This window comes from Burkholderia sp. 572, from assembly GCF_040545135.1.
Taxonomy (GTDB): Bacteria; Pseudomonadota; Gammaproteobacteria; order Burkholderiales; family Burkholderiaceae; genus Burkholderia; species Burkholderia cepacia.
In genome coordinates this window covers 60,844-71,835 of the sequence record NZ_JBEPLH010000026.1, presented here as the reverse complement: position 1 = coordinate 71,835, position 10,992 = coordinate 60,844, and the positions used below count along the sequence as shown (strand labels likewise).

Genomic DNA, 10,992 nt, shown 5'->3' with positions numbered 1-10,992 from the left:
GGATACGCCCGCGCCCATGCCCGCACTTTGCTGCGAACAAATGGTTCCCCGACCCCACGTGCCGCCACAGAACCACCCCGGAAAGACTGGGAATTTACTACATGTTGATTCTTAAAGAAACGCTCGAGCGACATCTCCGGCCCATTTCCATTAGAGATCTAGCCCTAACTGCTCACAGCCAGGTAAAAACACCATCCGCTCAATATCGATTCAGAAAAAATACCGACACAGTGCGGTCACATACTCAACTCGGCGTCCGTGAGGTCGCCATTTCTTGTTTCAACCCGATGGTTGTCGTCTTATGCAGTCCCCCTCGTCGGTCTCGCGCGGGTCAATATTCGCTGCGCAGGCGCGAACGATTCCTCTGTTTTCAGGCCAGAACGGCGGATCAACAACTCATCGCACGACCATCCTGCGCTCACACCCCATGCCGCGTCAGGAAATCCTTCACCGCGTCGAGCACGTCGTCGGTCCGCTCGCGGTGCGGCATGTGCCCGCATCGGCCGAGCAACAGATACGACGACGGCCCCGCGACGCGCGCGGCGATCCGCTTCGGATGCACGTCGGATCCGTATTCGTCGTCTTCGCCGTGAATCGCGAGCGTCGCGCATTGCACGCGCGGCAGATCGTCGTCGAGACTCCAGTGGCGAAACGCGGGCGACAGCCACGTGTCGACCCACGCGCGCAGCACCCATTCGGCCTTGTCGCCGTGATAACGCGCGAGCCGGTCGAGCTGGCCCGGCTCGTCGAACTGCCGCCCCGCGTCGCGAATGCCGGCCAGCGTGCGATCCTCGACGAACGCCTGCGCGGCGATCGTCACGAGCGCACGGCAATGCGCCGGATAGGCGGCGGCACACCCGACCGCCATCCCGCCGCCGACGCTGTGCCCCAACGCGACGAACGCATCGATATCGAGTTGGTCGAGCAATGCCGCGAACGCATGATCGGCCTCGTCGCGCACGAACGTCGTGCCGAGCTTCCCCTGGTGCCGATCCGAACGGCCGAAGCCGAGGCGGTCGTAGGCGATCACGTCGCGCTGCGTGGCGCTCGCGAGCTGCGCGGGGAAGTCGCGCCACAGGTCGACGCAGCCGAGCGAATCGTGCAGCAGCACGATCGGTGCGGCCGGCTCAGGTGCGGCCGGCTCGGGCGCACCCGCTGCCCGTTGCGCCGGGCCGCCGCGCCAGCGTTTCGCAAAGAGGCGCCCTTGCGGCGTCTCGACGGTTGTCTCCTCGATCGGAATGTCGGTCATGTGCCTGTCGTCTGCATGAAAGCGGCCGCACCTCGGCGGCCTTGCCGGATCCGGCGATGTTGGCCCGCGCCCGCGCCCAGCGTCAAGCAAGCCCCCACCGCCCGCGCGTTCATTCGGGCTGCGGCGGCAGATACTCCATCTGCGCCTCGTCGTACAGCCGGTAGATCAGCGCCTGCATCGCGCGGATGTCCTCCGATTCGTCGAGCATCCGCATGCTCATGATGATCGGCGACACGAGGTTCGGATCGTCGAGCGGCTTGTAGCTGATGTCGTCGCGCTTCAGCCCGTACACGCTGTGCGGCACCACCGACACGCCCTCGCCCATCGCGACGAGGCCGAGCGCGATCTGCAGTTCACGCGTCTCGTAGATCTTGCGCGGCTGCAGCGCGCGATCGTGAAAGGCCGCGAGCACCTGGTCCGCATAACTCGGGCGCGGCGCCTTCGGAAAGATGATCAGCGTGTCGTTCACGAGATCGTGCAGCGACAGCACGGGCTTCGCGCTGTCGAGCACATGGCCGACCGGCAGCGCGACGATCATCCGCTCCTCGCGCAGCACGACGCGCCGCACGCTCGGGTCCTCGTGGCGGATGCGCCCGAACCCGACGTCGATGCGCCCTTCCTTCAGCGCCTTGATCTGGTCCATCGTCGACATCTCGTGCAGGCTCAGCTCGACGGCCGGATACTCGCTGCGAAAGCGCCGGATGATCTTCGGCAGCATCCCGTACAGCGTCGAGCCGACGAAGCCGACCGACATGCTGCGTTCGATCTTGCCGACCCGCTTCGTCATCGATTCGAGCTCGGTCGTCTGTGCGAGCAGCTGCACCGCGTGCGAATAGAAGAAGCGCCCCGCGTCGGTCAGCTTCAGCGGCCGCGCGTTGCGCTCGAACAGCGGCACGCCGAGCGCTTCCTCGAGCTGCTGGATCTGCCGGCTCAGCGGCGGCTGCGCGATATGCAGCCGTTCGGCCGCCCGCGTGAAATTCCGCTCCTCGGCAACCGCGACGAAGTAGCGGAGGTGTCTCAACTCCATGTTCGATGTCTCCCGGACAGCGATCCGGCGGTCAACCCTGGCCGGACGATGTCGTCACGATACCGCAGGCGGCGCAATCCGCCACGCGCGGCCCCGGCGCCGTGCCGCCCAAAGCAAAACGGGAAGCCCGCGAGCTTCCCGTTGCCTGATCGGCGCCGCGGCATGGCGGCGTCACGCGCCGTCCGTCACACCTCGGTCGCGTAGAGCGCGTCGCGCTGCGCGTCGCTCAGCGAATCGAGCGGCACGTCCGGCAGCTGGTAGCAGATCATCGTGCCGTACAGCTCCGCGAGGCAATTGCTGCCGGCGTCGAGCGCGTAGCCGTCCTCGCCGTCAGGCGCCGGCGGGTACACTTCGCGCCACGCGTTGATCGCGGCTTCGATTCGCACGATGGAAACGGGTCCGGCCTTCCGCTCGGCGGGTGATGCGCTCATGGATTCCTCTGGGTTGCGCGCTCCGCGGGCCGTATCGGCCCGGATGGAACGATGAAAACGCCGGGCATCTCGCCGGCCGCCGCACCGCGCGCGCGCCGGATGCCGATCCGCGCTGCGCGCCTCGCGCCGGCCGGGCCGTGGCCCGGTAGGGTCGGGCAATATAACCGGCTTTGACCCCGTGCAGGCAAAAGCCGGGCAAAAAAAACGGGAAGCGCGCGGCTTCCCGTTTCATCGCATGCCGCGCGGCTGTACGCCGCGCCCGCGTCAGCCCGCGGTTTCGCGGTTCGCCACCGGCTGCCGCTGCGCGCCGCGGCTCGCGGCGATCCACGGCGCGATTTCCATGTCCTCGTAGCGCACGAAACGGCTCTTCTTCAGGAACCGGAAGCCGAGCCACACGACGAGGAACAGCGGAATGCCGATATAGGTCGCGGCCACGCCGGCCCAGTCGATCCGGTTCGCGAGGAACGCCTGATAGTCCTGCCCGAGCGCGATCACGAGGCACAGCACGAATGCGAACAGCGGGCCGAACGGGAACCACTTCGACTGGTACGGCAGCTGGTCGAGCGCGTAGCCCTGCTTCACGTACCCCTTGCGGAACCGGTAGTGGCTGACCGCGATGCCGAGCCATGCGATGAAGCCCGTCATCCCCGACGTGTTCAGCAGCCACAGGTACACGGTCTTGTCGCCGTACAGCGACGTGAAGAAGCACAGCGCGCCGACGGCCGTCGTCGCATACAGCGCGTTGCGCGGCACGCCGCCGCGCGACAGCTTCGCGAAGATCCTCGGCGCACGGCCTTCGGTCGCGAGGTTGTAGAGCATCCGCGTGGACGCGTACATGCCCGAGTTGCCGGCCGACAGCACGGCCGTCAGGATCACCGCGTTCATCACGCCGGCCGCGAATGCGAGGCCCGCGTGGCGGAACACGAGCGTGAACGGGCTCACGCCGATGTCGGTCACGTCCGTCTTCAGCAGGTTCGGGTCGGTATAGGGAATCAGCACGCCGATCACGAAGATCGCGAACACGTAGAACAGCAGGATCCGCCAGAACACCTGGCGCACCGCGCGCGGGATCGTCGTGCGCGGGTTTTCCGATTCGCCGGCCGCGACGCCGATCAGCTCGGTGCCCTGGAACGAGAAGCCGGCGATCATCGCGACGCCCATCAACGCCGGCAGGCCGCCCGCGAACGGCGCGTCGCCGATCGTCAGGTTGCCCCAGCCGTTGCCCGGCGCGCCCTTCAGAATGCCGAAGATCATCAGCAGGCCGACGCCGATGAACGCGACCACGGTGACGACCTTGATCAGCGCGAACCAGTATTCGGCCTCACCGAAGCCGCGCACGGTCAGCGCGTTGAGCAGGAACATCACGCCGAGGAACGCCGCGCTCCACCACACGCCCGGGACGTCCGGAAACCAGTAATGCATCACGAGCTGCGCGGCGACGAGCTCCACCGCGATCGTCACGGCCCAGTTGTACCAGTAGTTCCAGCCGAGCGCGAAACCGAAGCCCTCGTCCACGTATTTCGCGCCGTAGGTCGCGAACGAGCCCGACACCGGCATGAACGCGGCCATTTCGCCGAGGCTCGTCATCAGGAAATAGACCATCAGGCCGATCAGCATGTACGCGACCATCGCGCCGCCGGGGCCGGCCTGCGAGATCGACGCGCCGGACGCGACGAACAGGCCCGTGCCGATCGAGCCGCCGATGGCGATCATCGTCAGGTGGCGCGCCTTCAGCGCGCGATGAAGCTTGGGTGGGTTCGCGGACGAACCGGGTTGGTCGGATTTCGGAAGTGCGGACATAAACGAGACGAACGTTGAGCGGGCCGGCATCCGTAGCCGGCGCATGCGGAATCGGAGCGCGGGGCGCGTCCTGCGATGCATTCGATGCGGCCCCGATACGCGTTGCGCGGCGGGCGCCTGCGGCGAAGCGCGGATTCTACCTGATTCGTCACGGGGACAGCTCGGGTGCCGCCGCCCGCGGCCGCTCCGGAGATTTCGCAGAATCAAGGGGTTGGCCGCGTCGCGACCGGGTCAGGCCGGGCCGCCGCCGCGCGCCGGCGCAAAAAACCATGCGTACCGGGTGGTCATCCGGTTTTCCGCTGCCACGGAGTTTCTCCGTTGGCTTGTCGCAATCCGCCAGCTACCACGCCGGCAGACATAATCGCCGGGTAATTACGGGATTATTCAGACAAAATGACCGATATCGGCAATTGATTCAAATCAAATCACCCGCACCTAAAGCGGTAACGATGCGTAACCGTTTTGAATCACCGCCCCGGCATGCATGTTTTGCATGCGCACACGAATGTCTGAAATTCGCGAGATAATGCGGCCCGATTCGAAATCAACAGCGTGCGGAATCGCCAACGACGCGAAATCCGCCGCCCGCCACCCTCGAGGATGAAGTCATTCACGCTGCCCGCCACGCTGCGCCGCCATACGGCGTCGATCGTGGCACGCATTCTGTCGCCCCGCGGCGTACTCGTTGCGGGGATTTTGCTGCTGATGTTCAGCTGGGGGCTTTCCACGGCGCTTTTAATCGAGGCGCGGCGCGATGCATATGACCATGCGGTCGAAAATGCACGCAACCTGATGCTGCTGATCGAACGCGATATCGCGCGCAATATCGAGCTCTACGATTTGTCGCTGCAGAACGTCCTCGACGGCGTGGCCGATCCGGAACTGACGACATTGCCGCCCCGCCAGCGCCATCGGCTGCTGTTCGACCGCGCCGCCACCGGCGAATATCTCGGGTCGCTGTTCGTGATGGATGCGCACGGCAATATCGTGATCGATTCGAGCGCGTCGCCCGCGCGGCAAGGCAACTTTGCGGATCGCGACTATTTCACCGTGCACCGCAACGATGTCGCGCAGGGCCTCTACATCAGCCGGCCGTACGCATCCCGGCTGCGCGGCGGCGCGCTGACGATCGCGCTCAGCCGCCGGATCACGCTGCCCGACGGCTCGTTCGGCGGCATCGTCGTCGGCACGCTCAGCATCGACTACTTCCGCGCGCTGCTCGACGGCCTCGCGGTCGGCAAGCACGGCAGCGCGGCAATCGCCGAGCTCAACGGCACGCTCGTGAGCCGCCTGCCCTACGACGCGCGCGTGGTCGGCATTGACCTGCGCAGGTCGCCGCTGTTCATCGAGGCGCTGCGCAGGCGGGAAGGCGTGCTGTCGGGCGTCGGCAGCATCGACGGCGTGCGGCGCGTCTATGTTTACAAGCATCTCGCCGGCCTGCCGCTGATCGTCGACGTCGCACCCGCCGAGGTCGACATCTACGCGTCGTGGCACCACCGCGCGATCTGGACCGTCGTGCTGATGTGCCTGTTCACCGGGTTCATCGCGTGGGGATCGCTGGCGCTGTCGCGCGAACTGACGCGCCGGCAGGTCGCCGAATCGAAGCTGTACCGGCTCGCGCACACCGATGCGCTGACGGGCCTCGACAACCGCGGCACGTTCGACACGGTGCTCGCGAAGGAGGCGCAGCGTGCGTCACGCATCGGCCGCCCGCTGTCGGTGCTGTTCGTCGACGTCGATCACTTCAAGGCGTTCAACGACTACTACGGCCACCCGGCCGGCGACGACGTGCTGCGGCGCGTCGCGCAAACCGCGTCGCGCTGCCTGCGTCGCGACGGCGATCACGTCGCGCGCTACGGCGGCGAAGAATTCGTCGTCACGCTGCCCGACACCGATGCGCAAGGCGCGCTGACCGTCGCCGAAGGCATCCGGCGCGCGATCGCGGAGCTCGGCATCGAGCACGTGAAAAGCCCGTACGGGCGTGTCACGGCGAGCATCGGCGCGGCGACCGCCGCCGACGGCCGCCTGAACGCCGCGACGCTGCTGCGGCGTGCCGACGAGGCGCTGTACCGCGCGAAGTCCGGCGGACGCAACCGCGTGCTGGAAGCGCAGCCGGGCACCGCGGACGCATGACATCGCGCTGACGTGACGCGAAACCGCGCGGCGGCCGGCCCCGCCGGACGACCGCGCCGTGGACAGCCCTGCCGCGTTCGGCTAGCGTTACGTCTGCTGCGCATGCGGCGCGGCGCCGGCCCGCGCAGGCCGCGATGCGCGTTCCGGCCACTCCAGCTCCGTCATGACCACCCCGTTCCCTGCCCGGCTGCCTCCGCTCCTGCGCAACGCGCTCCGCCCGCTGCTCGACCCGTACCGCCGCTACCGGCACGCGAAGCTGATCCATGCGGCGCGCGTCGCGCTCGCGATTCTCGTGTCGATCGCGCTGTCCACCGGCCTGAACGTGCCGCACGGCGAGTGGTCGACGATTACCGTGCTGATCGTCGTCGGCGGGCTGCAGCATCACGGCAACATCCGCAAGAAGGCGGCCGAGCGCGCACTCGGCACGTCGATCGGCGCGCTCGCGGGGCTCGGGCTGATCCTGCTGTATTCCGCCGCGCACGCACCGATCGCGATCTACCTGCTGATGGCGCTCGCGTGCGGCATCTGCGCGTATCACGCGATCGGCAAGGCCGGCTATATCGCGCTGCTGTCGGCGATCACGATGGTGATCGTCGCCGGGCACGGCGACAACGAGATCGTCGACGGCCTGTGGCGCGCGGTGAACGTGCTGATCGGCATCGCGATCGCGCTGGCGTTCTCGTTCGCGCTGCCGCTCTATGCGACCTACTCGTGGCGCTACAAGCTCGCCGACGCGCTGCGCGCGTGCGCGGCCGTGCATGCGCGGGTCGCGGGCGACCGCCAGGTGAGCGACGACGCGCACCTGAAGGAAATGGCCGCGCTGAGCGCGCTGCTCGTGCAGTTGCGTTCGCTGATGCCGTCGGTGTCGAAGGAATGCGAGACGTCGATGACGCAGCTCGAGGCGATCCAGCGCAGCCTGCGCCTGTGCATCGGCTATCTGGAGATCCTGTCGAGCGCGGTGCCGGCCCGCGACGACGTCGCGGCCCGCGAATACATGCGCGTCGACATGAAGGCCGTGAACCGGCGCATCCGCGATACGCTGGTCGGCGCGAGCCGCGCGCTCAAGTTCGGCACGCCGAGCCGGCTTGCGCCGCGCCGCCGGCCGGCCGACCCACCGCACGGCGCACCGCCGCCGCAGTTGTCGGGCTACGTGTCGATCACGGCCAAGCTGGCCGTGGAAGTCGACCAGTTGCGCGAGAAGCTGCTCGACACCGCGCAGTCGTGGAACATCTGACGCTCGCGGGCATCCGGGCGTCACGCCGACGCCTTTCATATTCCTTTCGGATCGGCGCGCCGGCATCCTGACCGCTGCAGCCCCGCCATTCGGCCGATCCGGCCCCGGAAACACGGCCGGCGTCCGGGCTCATCGGCGCCTGATTTGCCGTGATTTCGCGCCGCCCCGGGCGGCGTTCTCCACCCGGTTAACCGCCCGTCAAGCCCGCCGCGACAGGCCCGGCGACGGTTCCGGACGAAAATCAACCCTTGCCCCAACCTCCCGGACAGCCGATACTCGCATATTCCGCGAAATACGATCCCACCGGCTTCAATCCACGGTAATTCCTATGAGCACGATTCTCGAAAGCCTCCCGACCGGCCAGAAGGTCGGTATCGCCTTCTCCGGCGGCCTGGACACCAGCGCAGCGCTGCACTGGATGAAACTCAAGGGCGCCGTCCCGTACGCATACACGGCGAACCTCGGCCAGCCCGACGAAGACGATTACGACGCGATCCCGAAACGCGCGATCGAATACGGCGCAGCCGGCGCCCGCCTGATCGACTGCCGCGCGCAGCTCGTCGCAGAAGGCATCGCGGCGCTGCAAAGCGGCGCGTTCCACATCACGACGGCCGGCGTCACGTACTTCAACACCACGCCGATCGGCCGCGCCGTGACGGGCACGATGCTCGTCGCCGCGATGAAGGAAGACGGCGTCAACATCTGGGGCGACGGCAGCACGTACAAGGGCAACGACATCGAGCGCTTCTACCGCTACGGCCTGCTCGTGAACCCGGATCTGAAGATCTACAAGCCGTGGCTCGACCAGACGTTCATCGACGAGCTCGGCGGCCGTGCCGAAATGTCCGAATTCATGAACCAGGCCGGCTTCGCGTACAAGATGTCGGCCGAAAAGGCCTACTCGACCGATTCGAACCTGCTCGGCGCAACGCACGAAGCGAAGGATCTCGAAAGCCTCGAGAGCGGCATCAAGATCGTGAACCCGATCATGGGCGTCGCGTTCTGGCGCGACGACGTGAAGATCGCCGCGGAAGAAGTGACGGTGCGCTTCGAAGCCGGCCAGCCGGTCGCGCTGAACGGCGTCGAGTTCACCGACCCGGTCGAGCTGCTGCTGGAAGCGAACCGCATCGGCGGCCGTCACGGCCTCGGCATGAGCGACCAGATCGAAAACCGGATCATCGAGGCGAAGAGCCGCGGCATCTACGAAGCCCCGGGCCTCGCGCTGCTGTACATCGCGTACGAGCGTCTGGTCACCGGCATCCACAACGAAGACACGATCGAGCAGTATCGCGAGAACGGCCGCCGTCTCGGCCGCCTGCTGTACCAGGGCCGCTGGTTCGACCCGCAGGCGATCATGCTGCGTGAAACGGCCCAGCGCTGGGTCGCGCGCGCGATCACCGGCGAAGTGAAGATCGAACTGCGCCGCGGCAACGACTACTCGATCCTGAGCACGAAGTCGCCGAACCTCACGTACCAGCCGGAACGCCTGTCGATGGAGAAGGTGGCATCGACGTTCTCGCCGCGCGACCGGATCGGCCAGCTGACGATGCGCAACCTCGACATCACCGATACGCGCGACAAGCTGCGCGTGTATTCGCAAGTCGGGCTGCTGACGCCGGGCGAAGCATCGGCGCTGCCGCAGATCAAGGGCGACGACAAGTAAGTCGCCTGACGCCGCTCGCGGGCCGGTCGATTTCCGACACACCCGTGAGCGGCCGGCTTGGTCACCGGTCAGACGCTCTGCTCCGGGTTCGGCTGTACCCGTTTGACCGGCAACGGCGCGAGAACATCCCACGCCCGAGGGATCGCGCTCTCCAGATACCATCGCCAATACGATCGGCGACTTGCATCACCTCCCTTCTCCTCCCACACGGCACTGCCGGAAAGCGCCAGCGCCCCGTAATAGCCGACATCCCAATCGTCCGGAAACACGCTTTTTTCGTTTTCGCCGACCACATCGAAATTCGTGTCGTACAAGATCGTATTGATCGCCGCGAAAACGGTCATGCCGGCATAAACCGGGACAAACGCCGCTTCGCCATGCCCAAACAGATCGATGACCTGGGTGTGGTACGCGCCATTGTCTCTTTCCAGACAGACCAGGTCATACTTCCCGGCCAGCGCATCAGCGCCGTTCGCCAACATGGCCCGTGCTGCCGTCAGCACGCTCGCGTACGGATTCAGCCAGTCGATCGCCTCTTCGGCGCACAGCATCGCCAACCGCGCGCGGCGCAAGTATCCGGCGTCGACATGTTCGTCAGACGACAATGCCTCGATCAACCGAAGCAGTTCCCTTCGCACAGCTGCCGGTAGTTCCCCGTCGGGCGTAATTGCCGACAGGGCCGCCGACAACGCATCTGTCAACGCTTGCGGAATATTCGTCATCTACTCAGATTCACAATAAGGACAATACGGCGCACGTCACTTTCGGCACGCCCGCCTTGAACGACACCCGTGCGAATTCCCGCACGCGGCCCACCCAGCGCGACACGCATCTTACTGACCAAACGCGCGCCGATCCATCGCGATCACCGGCGCCGTTCGGCACTGCACCGCCGCGCCAGTCATGGCAAGCTGAGAGTCGTTCGATTTCTTCGTTGACCCATGACCACCCTGACCGTCATCCACCTGAACGGCCCGATCAACAGCGGCAAGACGACGATCGGTCTCGCGCTGGCTCGCGTGCTGCCCGACGCGCGCTTCATCGACGGCGACGATCACGATGCGCCCGAAGACGCACCGTTCGACGTGCAGTGGGCAATCGCGCTCGAGCGTCTCGTCACGCAGATCGCGAACGCGCGCGAGCGTCATCTGGTCATCGCCTATCCGATCGGCGACACGGAATTCGGGCGGCTGCGCGCCGCCTGCGAGGCGCGCGATGCACGGTTGTTCGTCGTGACGCTTGCGCCGCCCGAAGCGATCGCGTCGTCGAATCGCGGCTCGCGCGCGCTGACGGACTGGGAGCGGAGCCGGATCGCCGAGATGTATCGCGAAGGCTATGCGTCGCGGCCATTCAGCCAGATGGTGCTCGATACGTCGGACGCGACGCCCGACGCCTGTGCGGTGCGTATCGCGCGGAACGTCGCAGCGACGGAGTCGTAGAACGGCACGACCAGGA

The 10,992-nt window shown here is 66.5% G+C and carries 9 protein-coding genes; 4 read left to right on the top strand and 5 right to left on the bottom strand.

Features of this window, described 5'->3' with window-relative positions; genetic code table 11:
- Positions 1-418 precede the first annotated feature (418 nt).
- The 4 genes from ABIC51_RS34435 to ABIC51_RS34420 form a co-directional block, all read right to left on the bottom strand.
- Positions 419-1,249: an alpha/beta fold hydrolase gene (locus tag ABIC51_RS34435; protein ID WP_175862964.1), complete on the bottom strand. Its 831-nt coding sequence runs from the start codon at positions 1,247-1,249 to the stop codon at positions 419-421.
- Between the two features lie 109 nt (positions 1,250-1,358).
- Positions 1,359-2,276, bottom strand: coding sequence for a LysR family transcriptional regulator (locus ABIC51_RS34430; protein WP_021157347.1), 918 nt, complete (start codon positions 2,274-2,276; stop codon positions 1,359-1,361).
- 185 nt (positions 2,277-2,461) lie between these two features.
- Entirely contained in the window at positions 2,462-2,707 is a 246-nt protein-coding gene (locus tag ABIC51_RS34425) for a DUF3717 domain-containing protein (protein WP_042973317.1), read from the bottom strand.
- 264 nt (positions 2,708-2,971) lie between these two features.
- Positions 2,972-4,507 (bottom strand): amino acid permease, encoded by a 1,536-nt coding sequence (locus tag ABIC51_RS34420; RefSeq protein WP_027790938.1) that lies wholly within the window; start codon positions 4,505-4,507, stop codon positions 2,972-2,974.
- 600 nt (positions 4,508-5,107) lie between these two features.
- Here ABIC51_RS34420 and ABIC51_RS34415 point away from each other — a divergent pair.
- From ABIC51_RS34415 to argG, 3 genes are all read left to right on the top strand, one after another.
- Entirely contained in the window at positions 5,108-6,640 is a 1,533-nt protein-coding gene (locus tag ABIC51_RS34415; protein WP_354006921.1) for a sensor domain-containing diguanylate cyclase, read from the top strand.
- Between the two features lie 163 nt (positions 6,641-6,803).
- Positions 6,804-7,874 (top strand): FUSC family protein, encoded by a 1,071-nt coding sequence (locus ABIC51_RS34410; RefSeq protein WP_060195005.1) that lies wholly within the window; start codon positions 6,804-6,806, stop codon positions 7,872-7,874.
- A gap of 328 nt (positions 7,875-8,202) precedes the next feature.
- Positions 8,203-9,537: an argininosuccinate synthase gene (argG, locus tag ABIC51_RS34405; RefSeq protein WP_021157353.1), complete on the top strand. Its 1,335-nt coding sequence runs from the start codon at positions 8,203-8,205 to the stop codon at positions 9,535-9,537.
- 68 nt (positions 9,538-9,605) lie between these two features.
- On the opposite strand, the gene ABIC51_RS34400 is transcribed toward argG, so the two are convergent.
- Positions 9,606-10,259 carry an Imm5 family immunity protein gene (locus tag ABIC51_RS34400; protein ID WP_134257120.1) on the bottom strand — a complete coding sequence of 218 codons (654 nt, stop codon included), beginning with the start codon at positions 10,257-10,259 and terminating at the stop codon, positions 9,606-9,608.
- A 219-nt stretch (positions 10,260-10,478) separates the two neighbouring features.
- Here ABIC51_RS34400 and ABIC51_RS34395 point away from each other — a divergent pair, with 219 nt between their 5' ends.
- Complete coding sequence (locus tag ABIC51_RS34395; RefSeq protein ID WP_060373406.1) at positions 10,479-10,976, top strand: nucleoside/nucleotide kinase family protein; 498 nt, start codon at positions 10,479-10,481, stop codon at positions 10,974-10,976.
- The last annotated feature ends 16 nt before the right edge of the window (positions 10,977-10,992 follow it).